Here is a 16,685-nt window from a genome sequence, read left to right as displayed (position 1 = left end):
ATCAGATACTATGATAGTGATCGAGTTAGCTTGATTTCCAACATTGGCCGCCTTCCTGAGCACACCCGCTTCCCTAAAGATCTGGATATTGAGCATTTTAACCAAAATGAAGACGTAGTTAAGCTTGTCAGGGAGACGCAAAGAGAGAAGCCATACTTTGAAGCAAGAGTTAACCCAGTCGATATTTCATCAGTGGTTTGCGTTAAGCCAGTACTGGATAATCCAAGAATCATAAAGCAGGATGGCGCCTTTCTACTTTTCGGAGTCGATGGGGGAAAAGGAAAGCCTGCTTCCGTCCCTGAAAGATACTTATTGACAAGCGACGAATTCAAAATAATTGTTCGGGGTGGTGACAAAATTAAAATACTGGAACAACTAGAGTCACTGGGAATAACTAGATCCACTATATATCCTGAGATTGAACATGTCGCGGGATTCCTAAGGGATAGGTACGGGGACAAATAAAACGTAACGATTTTCTAGCCCCTAGAGTGCGACTGACTGCTTCTGGCCGATTTCTGCCGTTCGTGAAGGACAGCAATCGGCCAACCTGACACCCAGAGCTAAACCACAGGTATCTGATACACAACCGACTCATATTTCTCCGCCATCCGCCTTTCGATGACCACTCCCCCCAAAGCTTCAGCAATACGTCGACTCGCACGATTCCGCGTCGCAACAGGATAGATAAAGTACTTAGCCGCCACCCACTGGCTAGCCCACTGAACAACCGCCCGCACCGCTTCACCACCAAACCCCAACCCATGTTTATCTTCACGAACCCAGATCCCCAACTCCGGCGTTTCACTGCCGCTATGGTGCAGCCCGACCAAGCCGGTAAAACGAGCACCTACCCGCTCCCTGACCGTGAACACGATGTCGCTGCCATCCGCTATCGCAGGCAGCCACCGCCCCCAGACTTGCGCGTACTCTTCCAGCGAGGCAGGCGGTTCCCAGGACATGTAGCGAGTCAGAGGCGGTGAGATACAAGAGAAAGACTCAACAGCGTCCTGCTCGCAGAAGGGCTCGATGCTCAGGCGTTGCGAGAGAATGCGGATTGCGTGGGTGTCCACTGGCATTGCAATTTCCTTCCTGGGGACCGTTACTCCATGTATGCCGTGAACATACCACGCAGGTCGCGTCATCAGTATCAGGCTCTCTATACTGAGCCCCCAGGATGGTAGCTAGAGCACCCAATATGCCCGTCGCACACAATCAAAATTCCCCCATCATTTTGGTCCCGGTTCAACAAAGCGACTTGGATAATCTGGTAGCCATTCGAATCGAGGCCATGCGCGAAAGTCTGGAGCGTGTTGGGCGATTTGACCCAGTGCGTGCGCGGGAGCGGTTTCTTGGCGGCTTTGAAGCTCGCGACACACGCTATATCGAGGCGTCTGGAGAGAGGGTGGGTTTCGTAGTGGTGAAACATCACCCCAATGAACTTTTGCTCGATCACTTGTATGTAAGGCCGAGCGCGCAAGGGTCAGGGGTGGGGTCTGCTGTTCTCATGCAGATTTTCAAAGAGTCGGATGCGGCTGCGCTTCCTATTAAAGTAGGGGCTCTCAAAGAAAGCGCTTCGAATCGCTTTTATACCCGCCATGGCTTCCAGTTCATCGAAAGCAGTGAATTCGACAATTATTATGTTCGTCAGCCTATTCCGGCGATTGGCGCTCATTCCGGAACCATGGGCTGACGTGGACTAGTTCTTCAGTTCACCAGCTCGATTGCTCGCCGCGTCGTCATACGCCACATACAGCGACTCTGCAATTTGGCTTTTGATCGCCTTGGTGGCCTCCAGCCCCAGCACAAAACCCTCGGCTTTACCGCCAGCACGGTTGAGTTCTTCATGGGTGGAGGCGCCAGTAATAGCGTCAAGCAGCTTGGCGGCGTGGGGGCCGACGCCTTTGGGGAGGGAGATCTGGTCGATGGACATTATCGCTACCTTGAAAAATTGAGTTCGGGAGCGAGTGAAACCACTGCCGGGGCTGGCATGGTAGACCTGTTTGCCATGAAAGGGGTCGCTTTACGCGCAGCGGCGCTATTCTTTGCGGCTACGCAGTGAGATGGGGCCATTGGTAAATCTGGAGGGGCTTATGGAGTATTGCGTTGAGGGCTATTGCCTTCGGCCATTGTGGGCCGACGATTTCGAGAGGGTCAGCCGTTACGAACGCGTCAACCGCAGGCATCTGCAACCCTGGGAGCCGCTCAGGGATGAGGAATACTTCACCACTGGCAACGCCAAGGCCAGGGTCGAGCAGCAGGTCAACAATATGCACGCTGGCAACGCTCTGTGTTTCCTCTTGCTTGAACCCGAGAGCGGAGAGGCTCTAGCGCGGTGTAACTACACGAACATTGTGAGAGGCGTTTTTCAGGCCTGTCATCTTGGCTTCTCGCTGGCTGAATCTGCCCAGGGTCGCGGCCTGATGAAAAAAACACTTCAGGTCACTAACCAACACTGTTTTGAGCAGTTGGGTCTTCACCGGATCATGGCCAATCATTTACCCCGCAATGTGCGAAGTGAACGCCTTCTGGAGTCGCTGGGGTTTGAAAAAGAAGGACATGCGCGAGCCTATCTGAAGATTGCTGGCGTTTGGGAGGACCATACGTTGAGATCGTTGATCAACCCTGAACAATAAGCGCGCCCCCTGCCACCGAGACAGTCGCTGGTTGCGCCAATCAAGCCTGGGTGCTGAACCCCTGGGCAGCACGCCGCTCCAACATCGCCCGCTCAGTCTCTTGCGTAGCGCGCTCGCCGTTGGAAGACAATTGGTTTATGAAAAACTGGTTTCTGCCCGCTTTAATATCCGACGGGTCATGGGTTCTGAACAAGGGCGCAAGATCAATAGTGCTGGCGAAGTTTTCATTGGTCAGGCTGTAGTAGCCCAGGGTGCTTCCCGACCAGGGTGAACCTGCGTCTACCATGTCGATGGCGGCGTTGCGGTAGGCCACGGCTGTGGCTTTCAGCTCAACGGATTGATTGAGCAGAACCGTCAGCCTCTCGGTCGCCTCACGGCTGAGCTGGCCAGCCGTATCCAGCACTTTCAGCCGGCCGTCAGTCTCAACGGTAAAACCGTACCCGCTGCTGGCCAGGTCAGGCGCAGTGGCTGCCAGGTTCGCTTCGAATGCCTGGAAGGAAGCTTTCAGCGCACTTTGCGCGCCATTGAACAGGTCGACGAAGCGAGGAAAGTGCGGCGATTCGGAGCGACCGACCCAGGTATCAACGGCCTCCGGGGCTTGTGCCGTGGTTGTCGCCGCTTCACTGGGATGGTAAATGGCCGCGGGGCCGGCGTTTGCCAGGGCTTGCTTGGCGGGGTCCGTCGACGCCTGGGGTACGAGCTTCTGCTCAGAAGGCGTGAGGTTGAGATTGGCCGGTGGAATATAGGCAGGGCTAACGGAAAGTGCCATTTAATCGGTCCTTGATTAGCGGGTTCATACGGGTTATCGACCATAAACGCGTCAGCTTTAGACCGTCACGGGAGCAAGCTCCCTCGCCACAGCTTTTGATCGTTCCACGCCCTGCGCAAGAACGAACACGCGCCCGAAGCATTCCTGGTGCTCGAAGGCTCGCCACGGGGCATTTTGAATAGCGGGCATGAAGGTGGGGAGCGTACGGCTGAAAATGCTCGGTGGATTTGAACAGGCTACGCCCATGCCATTGGGCATCCAGATCACACCCTGAGGGATGCATGTTTTCTTGATGTTTCGACACGCCCGCTGCCTGTGTCTCCTTGTATATGATCTGGTCACCGCCAGATTCATTCTGGCCGTTTATCATCTGTCGCCTCAATGCGCTTGAAAAAGAACGCAAGGCGACTCGCCAGAAGGATACGACAATGACGACTTGCGCCCCACCTGCTGGGTCACGTGAACACTACGACTCGGTAAGCCGAGCAGTGCATTGGCTGATGTTCTTGTTGTTTGCGTGGATCTATTGCTCAGCCATAACCCATTACCTGGCGTCAGACTCAACGCTGGATAAATGGCTGTGGCCCTTTCACAAACCCGTGGGGTTGTTATTACTGGTGTTGCTGATCCTACGTGCCGGCTGGAGTCTGCTGAGCCGACACCGGCGCCCACTCAGCGTCAGCCGTGTCGCCGCCGCCGGGCACGGCATGCTGTATGCACTGATGTTCCTGATCCCGCTGATCGGGATAATCCGCCAGTACGGCTCCGGCCGGGCTTTTTCTGCGTTTGGCGTGCCGGTCATGGAGGGGTTCGAGGGGGAAAAAATCCAGTGGATGGTTGATCTGGGCAGCAACTTTCATAGCTTGCTGGGTTGGACAATGCTGGTGCTTATCCTCGGGCATGTCGGGGCGGTGGTCATGCACTATTGGCAGGGCGATAAGCAGGTACTGCGGCGTATGACAAGAGGGGTGCGCCAGCACTGAAGTGACGCGGCCCACAGGTAGGGCCGCGCTGTCAGGATTGCTCCCACACCACCGGCTTGATCGCCCGCCCATGCTGGCGCGCCGTGACCAGGCCGATGGTCGATGACACTTCGCTGCAATGACCAGACCACTTGCATTGCGGTACCCTTCTCCACCGAGTTGGCGATGGAACACAAACGGGGATACCCGGATATCGTTGCCGAGGATTGCTTGAATGAGTGGCAACGCTTGCGCCCCGCGCTTCAATAACGCCCGCTCTGATCAGCCTATCGCCTGACGCCCCAACCCACTCCCAGGATTCACGGATTTCCTTTATGCCGCCTGCCTCACGCGACCACGCCCGTATCGAACGCCGTCTCATCGCGGCCCTGACCGACGCCTGCGAGATCGCAAAGGTCGAAATCCCGGGCTTCGACTGGTTAACCCACACCGTCGACTACTGTGCTTTTCCCCAAAGCCTGCGGGTGATCTGGGTGTTCGACAACGTCGCGAGCAAGGCTCGCGCCCTTGCGACCGGCGCGGACGCCCGTATGCGCGAGCTGACTACCGCCGCGCTGGATGACGCTGACGTGCACGTCCCGAACATCGGCCGCTGCGTCAGTTTCGACTCCGAAGAGGAATGCCACCTTCGGCATGGCGGCGATTGGCGTCGGCGGTTGGCTACTCTCCGGGCGATCTGAATCGCGCCACCGGTTGTCGAGCAAGGGCAAACATCGCTACCCCACTTTGCACGTCAACCAAGCCCCCCAGAAAAGGCTGCTGAAGAAACGGATCGCGTCGCCGAAGCCAGCGTCATGCAACAGCTTCTGAACTGCGGCCTCGGAATGGGGTGGGTCGGCGCCTTGAAGGATTTTGCCGAGCTTGGCCTTCACTTCGTCCGGGGTGGCGCCATGCTGACGCCACCGTTGGCCCCATGCCGCCAGCAGCAACGGCTGGCTGGCATACGCGTAATGATTGCCCGCGACGATCAGCGGTGCCCCCCGTTTCAGGTGCGCCCGAATCGACCGCAGCATCCGGCCCTTGGCGTCATCCCCCTCCAGATGGTGGAGCACACCGATCAAGGTGGCGGCGTCGTATGACGCGTCTGCTGCCAGGTCTTCAAGCGTCCCGAGATGCAGGGTGGTTCTGTCAAGCAAGTGGTTGGCTTCCAACTGCTGCCTTGCCGCGTCCAGCATCGGCTGGGAGGGATCAACCGCCATGAAGCGCCAGCCCGGTTCAAGGTTGGCCATGGCGATGATCTCCTGCGCCGTACCGCCGGCGCCGACCACAAGTACCTTGGCCGAAGGGGCATCGCCAAGGCTCGCCGCGAGCATGCAGGCTGCCAGATCCTGGCACGCGTCATAGCCCGCCAACGCGATACGGCTTTGTCGCGCGTACTCGTTGGCTCTTGAGGTATCGAATTTGTCAGCAGGGTTGGATGAGGATGAGTTCAAGGCGGTTCTCCGTGGCCTTGACGCAAATTACGTTAACCGTCGCAGTAAGAAAAATGCATTAATTTTATGCGCTGCATTCCCGTGGGGAATGCGCACCGGGCTCCCCCATGACTTGGCTCCCCCTCGAATGCTCAGCCAGGAATAGCGGGCTGGAGCGTCTAAGGTGCAAGCTCCCTCACCCTGGATACTGCGTTGCGCAGACCCACGGCATCTATTCCACGAGGCGAAGGAGCTGGCCGTTTGTTAAAAACTACTTATCACACACCTGCAATCTGCCAATCACTCCTGGGCTTTGTTCACTACGTTGCGATCTTCATCCACTTGGTACGGCGTGTCAGCCTCTACCCCGTCCTTGCCCGTCGTCGCTACGACGTTGGTGTAGCGCTTGCCGTCCCAGCAACGAAATATCAGCGTGGAATGCTCTCCCGCCGTTAACGTCGAGCCGAGGCTGGCAACGAGCCGGCTGCGGGCCCCCGCAGTCAAGACGCTGTTTTTACCGGCCGTCAACCGGCTGCGGTCGCCCGCCATCAGCACGCAGTCATTGCCAGCGGTGAGTTTGCTGCGGTCTCCGGCGGTAAGGTAGCTGTTGCTGCCGGCCAGGAGTTTGCTGCGATCGCCGGCGGTCTGGATGCTGTCGGCGCCAGCGATAAGCTTGCTGCGTTCACCGGCCATTTGGGTACTGTCGGCACCGCAAATAAGGGTGCTGCGGTAGCCAGCGGTTTGTGAACTGCTTTTGCCGGCGATCAACATGCTTTTATGCCCGGCAGTTTGCGTGCTGCCATGCCCCGCAATCAATGAGCTGCGGTGGCTCGCCACTTGGTTGCTGCCGTATCCAGCCGTTAGGGTGCTGTGCATGCCGGAGGTGAGGCTGCTGCCATAACCGGCGGTGAGCACGCTGCGCAGCCCGCTGATCAAGGTGCTGCCATAACCGGCCGTCAGGAAGCTGCGAATGCCGCTGGTGAGCGTGCTGCCGTAGCCGGCGATCAACGAACTGTCTTGGCCTGCGGTGCCGGTGCTGCCGTATCCGGCGGTGAGGGTACTGTCGCGCTCGGCGGTTTGAGTACTGCCATAACCGGCGGTCAACGTGCTTTCGTAGCCCGCGGTCTGCGTGCTGCCGTAGCCGGCAATCAACGAGCTGGAAAATCCGGTGGTCTGGGTACTGCCATAACCGGCGGTGAGCGAACTGCTGTCCAGTGCGGTGAGTGTGCTGCCATAACCCGCCGTCAGTGTGCTTTCATAACCGGCCGTCTGAGTACTGCCATAACCCGCTACCAGCGTACTTTTATAGCCTGTGGTTTGGGTGCTGCCGTAGCCGGTTGTAAGGGAACTGTTGTACTCCGCGGTTTGGGTACTGCCATAACCCGAGGTCAGCGTGCTTTCATAACCGGTGGTCTGGGTGCTGCCGTAGCCCGCGATCAATGAGCTGTGGAAGCCCGCCGTAGAGGTGCTGCCGTAGCCGGTCGTGAGCGAGCTGTTTTCCTGGGCAGTCTGGGTGCTGCCATAGCCTGCCGTGAGGGTACTTTCATGCCCGGCTGTTTGCGTGCTGCCGTAACCGGCGATCAGTGAACTGTCGGGGCCGGCCGTTCCTGTGCTGCCGTAACCGGCGGTGAGCGAGCTGCCTTCCTGGGCGGTTTGCGTACTTCCATAGCCTGCGGTGAGGATGCTGCTATGCCCAGCGGTCTGCGTACTGCCGTAGCCGGCGATCAGAGTGCTGGCATACCCCGCCGTGCCGGTGCTGCCATAACCGGCCATCAGGTCGCTGTTTTCCTGGGCTGTCTGGGTGCTGCCATACCCTGCGGTAAGGACACTTTTATAGCCTGCGGTTTGGGTACTGCCGTAGCCCGCGATCAGCGAGCTTTTTGCGCCTGCGGTGCCCGTACTGCCGTAGCCAGCCGTAAGCGTGCTGCCTTGTTGGGCGGTTTGGGTGCTGCCGTAACCGGCGATCAACGAGCTGTCGGAACCTGCCGTGCCGGTGCTGCCATAGCCGGCGATGAGGTCGCTGCCTTCTTGTGCCGTTTGGGTACTGCCGTAGCCCGCCGTCAGCGAGCTTTCTTCTCCGGCGGTTTGGGTGCTGCCGTAGCCGGCGATCAGTGAACTGTCAGAACCTGCGGTGCCGGTGCTGCCGTAGCCGGCGGTGAGGTCGCTGCCCTCTTGGGCCGTCTGGGTACTGCCGTAGCCCGCCGTCAGCGAGCTTTCTTCTCCGGCGGTTTGGGTGCTGCCGTAGCCGGCGATCAACGAGCTGTCCGAACCTGCCGTGCCGGTGCTGCCATAGCCGGCGATGAGGTCGCTGCCTTCTTGTGCCGTTTGGGTACTGCCGTAGCCCGCCGTCAGCGAGCTTTCTTCTCCGGCGGTTTGGGTGCTGCCGTAGCCGGCGATCAGTGAACTGTCAGAACCTGCGGTGCCGGTGCTGCCGTAGCCGGCGGTGAGGTCGCTGCCCTCCTGGGCCGTTTGGGTACTGCCGTAGCCCGCCGTCAGCGAGCTTTCTTCTCCGGCGGTTTGGGTGCTGCCGTAGCCGGCGATGATCGAGCTATCAGAGCCTGATGTCCCGGTGCTGCCATAGCCGGCAATCAGGGTGCTTTTGTCGCCAGCAGTTTCCGTACTACCGTAGCCGGCAATAAGTTGGCTCTGGTTTGCGCCAGTCAATGTACTGCCGTACGTGGCCGTCTCTAATGTGGTTGATGACGAAACACTCTCAACGGGCCTGGCAATATCAAACACACTTTCAGTCACTGGCAACGACACTGCAACCGTCGCGTTCACCTCGACAGGTATCTGTGTAGAGGCGTCCACCTCAATAAAGTCCACCGCAGACAAGGGATAATCAGCAATATGCTCAACGATATAACGCGCTGCGCTACTTCGCGTGCCAACATGTACAACTTCAGCACGAGGAAACTTAACGCCTTCACCCGCATCCAGAACAACAACTTCTTGAGCAAGCACTTCACACACCACCCAACGAGCATCGGGCTGCATATTCAGATGGGTACTCGCGCCCTTGCCCCAGAGCAGTCCAGACAAGCCATTCTCGACTTTTCGGGTGGGTTTCCAATACTTGCACTCCGCAACACCGGAGACCGGCCAAATCAGGCCGCAGTGATCGGACATATTATTGGCACACGTGCGTAACACTAGAACTTTATCAGTGTTCATAACAATACCTTCATAAGGTTAATTATCGGAGAATCATTGCTCCTTGCTCACTGAAAGTAACATCTAATGTCCAGCAATAATTTTTTCATCTCTCGGACGACTTCACGCAATTTCGGAAAATGCAGAAAAACGCCAGGGCTTTCAGAGCGCTGCCCAACTATTACAACCCTTATTTGTTTTGTGCGAAGACTTCAACGATTTCGGCATGACTGCAATTACGACATGAATAAATCGCCGCAAACATTAAACCGTTATAAATATTGATCCACATCACTTGTGCAGGATCGTACAAGCCCTCGGATCAGCATCTGGATACGCTAAGGCCTTCGAAAAGAGGATCCAACATGACTCAACGCCCACATCCCACCCAGCCTGTAAACCTCACGCACAAAGCCTCGCTCATCGATCAGCAATGGAGCCCAAGAGTGGTCGCCGAAATGAACGACTACCAGTTCAAGGTGGTGCGTATCGAGGGCGAATTCATTTGGCATTCGCACCCCGAAACCGATGAAGCGTTCCTGGTGCTTGAAGGCACGCTGCGTATCGACCTGCCGGATGGCCCGGTGTATGTGAAGCCGGGTGAGTTGTATGTGGTGCCGCGTGGCATTGAGCACAGGACGGCGGCCGAGGGAGAGGCCAAGCTGATGATGATTGAGCCACGGGGCATTTTGAATACCGGGCATGAAGGTGGAGAGCGTACGGCAGTCAACGATCAGTGGATTTGAGCGCAAGCGTACGCTGCTTAGCGCTGTACAACCCTTAACCAAAACCCATAAGATGAGAAGAGTTATCATTTAAACCAAGCGAATCTCACATGTTCAACGACAGCACCGCCTCGCCGGTCGAGCAGTTGTATACCCGCCATCGCACGTGGTTGCGGGGCTGGTTGCATCGGCGCCTGGGGCACCGTGCCGATGCCGAGGACCTGGCCCACGACACCTTCGTACGCGTGCTGTGTTCACGCCAGGAGGTGGGCGAGCTGCGCCAGCCCATGGCGTTTCTGGCCAAGATTGCCAACGATCTGTTGATCAACCGTTGGCGGCGCCAGGCGATTGAACGCGCTTACCTGGAGGCATTGGCCGCGCGGCCCGAAGCGCTGGAGCCTTCGCCGGAGGAGCGGCTGCTGACCATCGAGACCCTGCTGCAACTCGACTCATTGTTGGTGGGGCTGTCGATGCCGGTGCGGCGGATTTTCTTTTTGTCCCAGCTCGACGGCTTGACCTACCCGCAAATCGCCGCGCAGTTGAACCTCAGCGTGGCTCAGGTGCAGCGGGCCATGGGCAAGGCGTTCAGCGTGTGTTACGCGAGTCGTTTTGAATGAGCCTGCCGGTTGATCCGCAGGTCCGCGACAGCGCTATCGACTGGCTGGTGAAAAGCCAATCCGGGCTGATGAACGCTGCCGATTGTTTGGCTTTGCAGCAATGGCGCCAAGCCAATATCGAACATGAATACGCCTGGCAGCGCGTCAGCAGCTTGCCGTTGTCGTTGCAGCCGGGGGCGGCGCTGTTGGCGGATGCCACCACGCGACGGGCGCTGGAAGCTGCCGGCAATGATCCACACCAACGCCGCCAGGTGCTCAAGGCCCTGCTCGCCGTCGGCCTGCTCGGCGGGCTGTCGTGGCAAGGTGCGCAGTCCACTGTGGTGCGTTCGGCGTTGGCCACTTATAGCACCAGCACCGGTGAGCGGCGCCAGTGGCGGTTGGCGGACGGCAGTTCGTTGTGGCTGAACACGGCCAGCTCGGTCAACCTGGACTTCAACGCCGCACAGCGCAGCGTGCAGTTGGTCGAGGGCGAGATGGCCCTGGACGCGCCCGTCGAATCGCGAGCACTGCAACTGAAGACACCCGACGCGACGCTGCACAGCCCGGGCGCTCATCTGCTGGTGCGCCATGACCGCCAGAGCACTCAGGTGACGGTCCTGCGCGGCTTGGTGCAGGTGCATACGCGGGGCCACCCACTGCCCCTGCGGCTGGAAGCAGGTTGGCGCACCCAGGTGAACAGCCAGGGGGTCGCCGCGCCGGTCCCTGTCGATGGGTTCCTCGCCCAGGCCTGGCTGCGAGGTTTGCTGCCTGCCGAACGCATGCGCCTGGACGCGCTGCTGGCCGAACTCTCGCGCTATCGCCCAGGGATTTTGCGCTGTGGCGAAGCCGTTGCGGGCTTGCGCGTCACCGGCAGTTTCCAGCTCGACGATACCGATGCCGCCCTGGCCCTGCTCGCCCAAGCGCTGCCGGTGCGCATTGAGCGGCGCACGCGCTATTGGGTGACCGTGGTGCCGGCCTGAAAATATTTTTGTCATACAGCGCAGTTTTTTCCACGTCGCTTGGCCTATGGGAATAACCCATCGAAACAGGTGGGCCTTCACCCTCAGGAGCCCTGCATGACCTCCCCCCTCCATGTTCTGCGCAGCCGCACCGTCGGCCTGCTGTTTCTTGCCTTGCAACCGCTGTGCGGCGCGGCGGTGTTGGCTGCCGATGAGCGCCAGCACTTCAACATCGACGCCGGCACGCTGGATCAGGTGCTCTCGCGCTTTGGCGTGCAGGCGGGCATCAGCATGGCGGGGCGTGCCACGCTGACTGCCGGCAAGAACAGCCAGGGCCTGACCGGCGACTTCACCACCGAAGCCGCGTTGACAAAGCTGCTTGAAGGCACGCGCTTGGTTTATCAGCGCCTGGCCGATGGCAGCTACGAGCTGTACCAGGGCGGCACGGCCCTTGCGCTGCCCACGCAGAAAGTCATCGGCGAAGACCCGCAAAAACAGCAGGTGTATGCGGCGCCGCGTTCCTCCGTGTATATCTCCGGCGAGGACATGCAGCGCTTTGGCGTGATCTCCGCCGGCGACCTGCTCAAAGGCCAGCCCGGCGTACAGGTGGGTGACAGCCGCAACGGCGGCGGCCTGGATGTAAACATCCGCGGCATCCAGGGCCAGAGCCGCGTGGCGGTTACGGTGGATGGCGCGCAGCAAGCACTGGATGTGTATCGCGGCTACGCCGGCACCCAGCAGCGCAGTTACATCGACCCGGATTTGATCAGCGACGTGACCATCGACAAGGGCCCCAGCGTTGACTCCAGCGCCATCGGCGGCACGGTTAAAATGCGTACCCTGGGAGTTGAAGACATTCTGCGCGATGGGCAAAACATCGGCCTGCGCCTCAAGGGCGAGACGTGGAACAACGGCGTTGCGCCCGCCTACCGCGACGGTCACTCATCAGAGGGCAGCCTGTACGCCGAACCGCACCGAAACCGTGGCGGGTTGTTCGGCTCCCAAGCCGAATCCGGCAGCGCCGCGTTTGCCTACACCCATGACCTGTTCGATGTAGTCGCAGCCTACGCTCACCGCAATCAAGGCAACTATTTTGCGGGCAAGAAGGGCCAGGATCGCTACCGTACCTACGACCGCTATGGCGACGAAGAAAGCACGGTGGCCAGCACTTATAACGCCGGCGAAGAAGTACTCAATTCGTCGGCTGAGACCGAATCCTGGTTGCTCAAGACCACCCTCCGCCCCACCGACGAACACACCTTTGACCTGGGTTACCAGCGCTACAACGGGCACATCGGCGAGATCATGCCGTCGGACATTTTTCGGTTCGGCACCGGCGGCATCTACCAGTACCCGCTGGGCCATACCCAGATCGACACCTATACCGCGCGCTACCATTACCTGCCCACCAATAACCCGCTGGTGGACCTTACCACCAGCCTGTGGATGACCGATGCGCAAACCAGCCAACTGACTTCAGTGCTCGCGCCCGCTTCCCAAGCCTACCGTTCGGACCGCAACTGGAGCCGCCAGGCCAACCGTCGCATTGGCGGCGACCTGGCCAATACCTCGCGGTTCACCAGCGACTATGGTGACCTCAAGCTGGACCTGGGCGGTGGCTTCCAGATCGAAGAGCTGCGCCCGCAAAAAGGCGTGGTCACCACCCAGCATGACATCAACGCCAACCGCAGTTTGCGCGATGGTTCACGCCAGGAATTCAACCTCAACGGCAAGCTCGAATACCAACCCGTGGACCGCCTGACACTATGGGGCGGTGGCCGCTATACCTATTACCGCACACAAGACCACGTGCCGCTTTCAACGGCGCGCCGGGAAGAGCGCCCGTTGCGCTACGTGTCAGCCACGAAGGCCGGGGCCTACGGCAACATGCTCTGGTTCCCCGACCTGAACGGGGACTACACCGACGCTACCGACCCGCGCCTGAACAACGGCATCGTTTTCAGTAACACCAACTACCCATTTGAAGGCCCGCGCTATAACGATTTCGGGGCCACCGATACCACGGTGTATGAGCCCCAGGTGGGCGAAGTGGTCAGCGGTTATGACTACTCCGGAAAAAACCGCAACAGCGGCGGTGCGTTTGCGCCTGCCTTCGGCATCAACCTGGAGGTGGCGCCCGACACCTTCGTCTACGCCTCTTACACTCAGGGCCTGCGGATGCCGTCGCTGTTCGAGACCAGCCAGGGCGTATTACAAACTTTACCCGGCAAAGGCTTGAAGCCCGAGCGTTCGAGTAACTGGGAAATCGGCGCCAGCACCCTCCAAAAAGGCCTGTTTGTGGCTGACGATGAGGCGGCGATCAAACTGGCGTACTTCAACAACACCATCAAAAACTACATCACCCGTTACTACGACCCCAGCCCAGGCCTGATGGGCCTGATGCAATTCAGCAACACCGACAGTTTCAAGACCAGCGGCCTGGAGTTGCAGTCCCATTACGATGCCGGCCGTGTGTTTGCCGACCTGTCATCCACCTACTACCTCAAGACCCAAACCTGCGACTCGGCGTTCGCCGCTCGCCTGCGTGCCAGCAGTAACCGCTATCGCGACACCAGCCAGACGCCCAACTGCACGCCCGGCAGTTTCATGGGCTCCTACACCAATACACAGAACCCGCCACGCTTTGCCGCAAACCTGATCACCGGCCTGCGCTTTTTCGACCAGTCGCTGACGGTCGGCACGCGCATCACCTACACCTCCGGCCCCACGGTGACCGCCGATAAACCTTGGCAGACAGGCGCCACCACGCCGCAATTGGTCTATCGCGAAGTGACGCTGGTGGATCTGTTCCTCAACTACAAATTGCAGGACCACACCCAACTGAATGTCTCGCTGCAAAACCTCACCGACCGCTACTACCTGGACCCCTTGGCGCAAAGCTTTATGCCGGCACCGGGCCGAACACTCAGGGTGGGTCTACAAACGAAGTTCTGACAGGGGCAGGCACAACTCTCGAAAGGCACACATTCCAACTGTGGGAGCTGTCGAGCCCCGGCGAGGCTGCGATGGCGGCGGCACAGGCAACATCCTCATCGACTGAACCACCGCTTTCGCAGCCTCGCTAAAGCTCGACAGCTCCCACAGGGGTTCGGCAGTGCTGGGTTCAAAACGGTTGGCAGCGCCATCGCGCCAAGCACAACCCCCGACAACAACACCGCCCAACTGTGGGAGCTGTCGAGCCCCGGCGAGGCTGCGATGGCAGCGGCACAGGTAACATCCTCATCGCCTGAACCACCGCTTTCGCAGCCTCGCTAAAGCTCGACAGCTCCCACAGGGGTTCGGCAGTGCTGGGTTCAAACCGGTTGGCAGGACCATCGCGCCAAGCACAACCCCCGACAACAACACCGCCCAAATGTGGGAGCTGTCGAGCCCGGGCGAGGCTGCGATGGCGGCGGTACAGGCAACATCCTCATCGACTGAACCACCGCTTTCGCAGCCTCGCTAAAGCTCGACAGCTCCCACAGGGGTTCGGCAGTGCTGGGTTCAAACCGGTTGGCAGGGCCATCGCCCCCGACAACAACACCGCCCAACTGTGGGAGCTGTCGAGCCCCGGCGAGGCTGCGATTGCAGCGGCACAGGCAACATCCTAATCGCCTGAACCACCGCTTTCGCAGCCTCGCTAAAGCTCGACAGCTCCCACAGGGGTTCGGCAGTGCTGGGTTCAAACCGGTTGGCAGGACCATCGCCCCCGACAACAACACCGCCCAACTGTGGGAGCTGTCGAGCCCCGGCGAGGCTGCGATGGCGGCGGCACAGGCAACATCCTCATCGCCTGAACCACCGCTTTCGCAGCCTCGCTAAAGCTCGACAGCTCCCACAGGGGTTCGGCAGTGCTGGGTTCAAAACGGTTGGCAGGGCCATCGCGCCAAGCACAACTCCCGACAACAACACCGCCCACAAAGAATTGGCTATGTCAGGCTTGTTACACCACGACCGGCTTAATTGCCCGGTTGTGCTGACGCGACGTAACCAGGCCGATAAAGGAAATCACCAACGCCAGGCCAATAGTCGAGGACACTTCGGTGCGGTGTTCCGGCGTCACCATCATCACCCCCAGGGCCAGGCAGATGAATACGATCACCAGGTAAGTCAGCCACGGAAACAGCCACATGCGAAAGGTCAGTTCGACGTTCTGCCGAAGCAGCAAGCGACGCATACGCAGTTGCGAGATAGCGATCACCAGGTACACCAACAACGCGATGGCGCCGGAGCTGGCGAGCAGGAACTGGAACAGACCGGCCGGCATGAAGTAGCTCAGCAACGTAACGCCCGCACCGATGATGGTGCTGGCGATCACCGCCGCCCTGGGCACGCCCGCCTTCGAGGTGATTTTAAGCGCCGGCGGCGCATCGCCGCGTTTGCCCAGGGAAAACAGCATGCGCGAAGAAATGTAGATCGAGGAGTTCATGCAACTGGCTACTGCGATCAACACCACCACATCGACCATGAACTTGGCGTTGGGGATGTTCATAATTTCCAGTGCGCGCTGATAGGAACCCACGGAGGCCAACAGCGGATCGTTCCAGGGCACCACGGAAATCACGACGGAGATCGACAGCAGGTAGAACACGCCAATACGCCAGATCACCGAGCGGGTGGCCTTGGCGATGTTCTGCGCCGGGTTGCTCGATTCCGCCGCGGCGATGGTCACCGCTTCGGTGCCGATGAAACTGAACATGATGGTAATGAACGCGCCCACCACCGCCGACAGGCCGTTGGGAGCAAACCCGCCGTGTTCCTCCATCAAGCGGCTCAAGCCGCTGGCTTCGCGATCTGGGATCCAGCCCATGAGGACGCTGAAGCCCAGGCCGATAAAGCCGACGATGGCAATCACCTTGGCCATGGCGAACCAGAATTCGAATTCGCCGTATTTGGCCACGCTGAACAGATTGGTGATCACCAGCAGAACGATTGAGATCAACGCAAACAGCCACGCATCAACCTGAGGGAACCACTGGTTGAGCACATGCCCGGCGGCCAACGCTTCGATAGGAATGACCAACACCCAGAACCACCAATACAACCAGCCGATGGTGAACCCCGCCCAGGGGCCGATGGCCTGGTCGGCGTAGGTGGAAAACGAGCCGGTGTCCGGGCGCGCCACCGCCATTTCCCCCAGCATGCGCATGACCAGCACCACCAACAGGCCGGAAAACAGGTAAGCCAGCAACACCGCTGGCCCGGCGGCGGCGATCGCATGCCCGGAGCCGACAAACAACCCCGCGCCGATGATGCCAGCGATGGACAACATGGTCACATGGCGCGGCTTGAAGCCCTGCGCCAGCTGACCGTTGGAATCGTTGCAGTTGAGGCTAGTCATTGTTTTTGTTGTTCTCGGGCGGCCAATGACCCTCACCTTAAGTGCCCGAGGCCAGGCACAAGTAGCCTGGTTACGCCACCATCGTGCCTGATATCGACATGGGGAATAGTG

General features: G+C 59.3%; 14 protein-coding genes and 2 pseudogenes. 10 read left to right on the top strand and 6 right to left on the bottom strand.

Annotated features, from left to right (window positions below):
* A pseudogene (locus GIV35_RS12665) lies at positions 1 to 465 on the top strand (hypothetical protein); the annotation flags it as partial.
* A 98-nt stretch (positions 466 to 563) separates the two neighbouring features.
* Here the strand turns inward: GIV35_RS12665 and GIV35_RS12660 are convergent.
* Positions 564 to 1,079 carry a GNAT family N-acetyltransferase gene (locus tag GIV35_RS12660; protein WP_236265307.1) on the bottom strand — a complete coding sequence of 172 codons (516 nt, stop codon included), beginning with the start codon at positions 1,077 to 1,079 and terminating at the stop codon, positions 564 to 566.
* 119 nt (positions 1,080 to 1,198) lie between these two features.
* Between GIV35_RS12660 and GIV35_RS12655 the strand changes: the two genes are divergently transcribed.
* Positions 1,199 to 1,693 (top strand): GNAT family N-acetyltransferase, encoded by a 495-nt coding sequence (locus GIV35_RS12655; protein ID WP_236265309.1) that lies wholly within the window; start codon positions 1,199 to 1,201, stop codon positions 1,691 to 1,693.
* A gap of 6 nt (positions 1,694 to 1,699) precedes the next feature.
* Here GIV35_RS12655 and GIV35_RS12650 read toward each other — a convergent pair whose 3' ends face one another.
* Positions 1,700 to 1,933: a hypothetical protein gene (locus tag GIV35_RS12650; protein ID WP_236265310.1), complete on the bottom strand. Its 234-nt coding sequence runs from the start codon at positions 1,931 to 1,933 to the stop codon at positions 1,700 to 1,702.
* Positions 1,934 to 2,093: 160 nt separating this feature from the next.
* Between GIV35_RS12650 and GIV35_RS12645 the strand changes: the two genes are divergently transcribed.
* On the top strand, positions 2,094 to 2,636 hold the full coding sequence (locus GIV35_RS12645) for a GNAT family N-acetyltransferase (protein WP_236265312.1): 543 nt from the start codon (positions 2,094 to 2,096) through the stop codon (positions 2,634 to 2,636).
* A gap of 40 nt (positions 2,637 to 2,676) precedes the next feature.
* Here GIV35_RS12645 and GIV35_RS12640 read toward each other — a convergent pair whose 3' ends face one another.
* Complete coding sequence (locus GIV35_RS12640) at positions 2,677 to 3,405, bottom strand: hypothetical protein (protein ID WP_236265314.1); 729 nt, start codon at positions 3,403 to 3,405, stop codon at positions 2,677 to 2,679.
* A gap of 428 nt (positions 3,406 to 3,833) precedes the next feature.
* Between GIV35_RS12640 and GIV35_RS12635 the strand changes: the two genes are divergently transcribed.
* Complete coding sequence (locus GIV35_RS12635) at positions 3,834 to 4,388, top strand: cytochrome b (RefSeq protein WP_213153029.1); 555 nt, start codon at positions 3,834 to 3,836, stop codon at positions 4,386 to 4,388.
* A 314-nt stretch (positions 4,389 to 4,702) separates the two neighbouring features.
* Entirely contained in the window at positions 4,703 to 5,068 is a 366-nt protein-coding gene (locus GIV35_RS12630; RefSeq protein ID WP_105227397.1) for a hypothetical protein, read from the top strand.
* Between the two features lie 36 nt (positions 5,069 to 5,104).
* Here the strand turns inward: GIV35_RS12630 and GIV35_RS12625 are convergent, their stop codons facing one another.
* A complete protein-coding gene (locus GIV35_RS12625; protein ID WP_236265315.1) occupies positions 5,105 to 5,821 on the bottom strand; it encodes a class I SAM-dependent methyltransferase in 717 nt (238 codons plus the stop codon).
* Between the two features lie 279 nt (positions 5,822 to 6,100).
* Positions 6,101 to 8,482 (bottom strand): annotated as a pseudogene (locus GIV35_RS12620) (beta strand repeat-containing protein); the annotation flags it as partial.
* Between the two features lie 168 nt (positions 8,483 to 8,650).
* On the opposite strand from GIV35_RS12620, the gene GIV35_RS27485 reads away from it, so the two are divergent.
* The 5 genes from GIV35_RS27485 (at position 8,651) to GIV35_RS12595 (ending at position 14,188) form a co-directional block, all read left to right on the top strand.
* Positions 8,651 to 8,950: a hypothetical protein gene (locus GIV35_RS27485; protein WP_236489253.1), complete on the top strand. Its 300-nt coding sequence runs from the start codon at positions 8,651 to 8,653 to the stop codon at positions 8,948 to 8,950.
* Positions 8,951 to 9,318: 368 nt separating this feature from the next.
* Complete coding sequence (locus GIV35_RS12610) at positions 9,319 to 9,699, top strand: cupin domain-containing protein (RefSeq protein ID WP_236265317.1); 381 nt, start codon at positions 9,319 to 9,321, stop codon at positions 9,697 to 9,699.
* 89 nt (positions 9,700 to 9,788) lie between these two features.
* The gene (locus GIV35_RS12605; protein WP_060767271.1) at positions 9,789 to 10,295 is read left to right on the top strand and encodes a sigma-70 family RNA polymerase sigma factor; all 507 of its coding nucleotides are present in this window, start codon (positions 9,789 to 9,791) and stop codon (positions 10,293 to 10,295) included.
* Positions 10,292 to 11,254 (top strand): FecR domain-containing protein, encoded by a 963-nt coding sequence (locus tag GIV35_RS12600; RefSeq protein ID WP_236265318.1) that lies wholly within the window; start codon positions 10,292 to 10,294, stop codon positions 11,252 to 11,254. The genes GIV35_RS12605 and GIV35_RS12600 overlap by 4 nt, the downstream gene beginning before the upstream one ends.
* A 96-nt stretch (positions 11,255 to 11,350) precedes the next feature.
* Positions 11,351 to 14,188 carry a TonB-dependent receptor gene (locus GIV35_RS12595; RefSeq protein WP_236265319.1) on the top strand — a complete coding sequence of 946 codons (2,838 nt, stop codon included), beginning with the start codon at positions 11,351 to 11,353 and terminating at the stop codon, positions 14,186 to 14,188.
* Positions 14,189 to 15,176: 988 nt separating this feature from the next.
* Here the strand turns inward: GIV35_RS12595 and GIV35_RS12590 are convergent.
* Positions 15,177 to 16,574: an amino acid permease gene (locus tag GIV35_RS12590; RefSeq protein WP_236265741.1), complete on the bottom strand. Its 1,398-nt coding sequence runs from the start codon at positions 16,572 to 16,574 to the stop codon at positions 15,177 to 15,179.
* Between the last annotated feature and the right edge of the window lie 111 nt (positions 16,575 to 16,685).

This window comes from Pseudomonas sp. PA-1-6B (genome assembly GCF_021609545.1).
Taxonomy (GTDB): Bacteria; Pseudomonadota; Gammaproteobacteria; order Pseudomonadales; family Pseudomonadaceae; genus Aquipseudomonas; species Aquipseudomonas fluorescens_BV.
The sequence above is the reverse complement of the archived record's forward strand: the minus strand, read 5'-3'. Positions and strand labels throughout refer to the sequence as shown.

What these genes read in the sequence shown, in the direction of transcription:
- GIV35_RS12630 (WP_105227397.1), top strand. Translation starts at nt 4,703, where the DNA reads ATGCCGCCTGCCTCACGCGACCACGCCCGTATCGAACGCCGTCTCATC.
- GIV35_RS27485 (WP_236489253.1), top strand. Translation starts at nt 8,651, where the DNA reads ATGCTCAACGATATAACGCGCTGCGCTACTTCGCGTGCCAACATGTAC.
- GIV35_RS12595 (WP_236265319.1), top strand. Translation starts at nt 11,351, where the DNA reads ATGACCTCCCCCCTCCATGTTCTGCGCAGCCGCACCGTCGGCCTGCTG.
- GIV35_RS12590 (WP_236265741.1), bottom strand. Translation starts at nt 16,574, where the DNA reads ATGACTAGCCTCAACTGCAACGATTCCAACGGTCAGCTGGCGCAGGGC.
- GIV35_RS12655 (WP_236265309.1), top strand. Translation starts at nt 1,199, where the DNA reads ATGCCCGTCGCACACAATCAAAATTCCCCCATCATTTTGGTCCCGGTT.
- GIV35_RS12635 (WP_213153029.1), top strand. Translation starts at nt 3,834, where the DNA reads ATGACGACTTGCGCCCCACCTGCTGGGTCACGTGAACACTACGACTCG.
- GIV35_RS12650 (WP_236265310.1), bottom strand. Translation starts at nt 1,933, where the DNA reads ATGTCCATCGACCAGATCTCCCTCCCCAAAGGCGTCGGCCCCCACGCC.
- GIV35_RS12605 (WP_060767271.1), top strand. Translation starts at nt 9,789, where the DNA reads ATGTTCAACGACAGCACCGCCTCGCCGGTCGAGCAGTTGTATACCCGC.
- GIV35_RS12640 (WP_236265314.1), bottom strand. Translation starts at nt 3,405, where the DNA reads ATGGCACTTTCCGTTAGCCCTGCCTATATTCCACCGGCCAATCTCAAC.
- GIV35_RS12600 (WP_236265318.1), top strand. Translation starts at nt 10,292, where the DNA reads ATGAGCCTGCCGGTTGATCCGCAGGTCCGCGACAGCGCTATCGACTGG.
- GIV35_RS12645 (WP_236265312.1), top strand. Translation starts at nt 2,094, where the DNA reads ATGGAGTATTGCGTTGAGGGCTATTGCCTTCGGCCATTGTGGGCCGAC.
- GIV35_RS12660 (WP_236265307.1), bottom strand. Translation starts at nt 1,079, where the DNA reads ATGCCAGTGGACACCCACGCAATCCGCATTCTCTCGCAACGCCTGAGC.
- GIV35_RS12610 (WP_236265317.1), top strand. Translation starts at nt 9,319, where the DNA reads ATGACTCAACGCCCACATCCCACCCAGCCTGTAAACCTCACGCACAAA.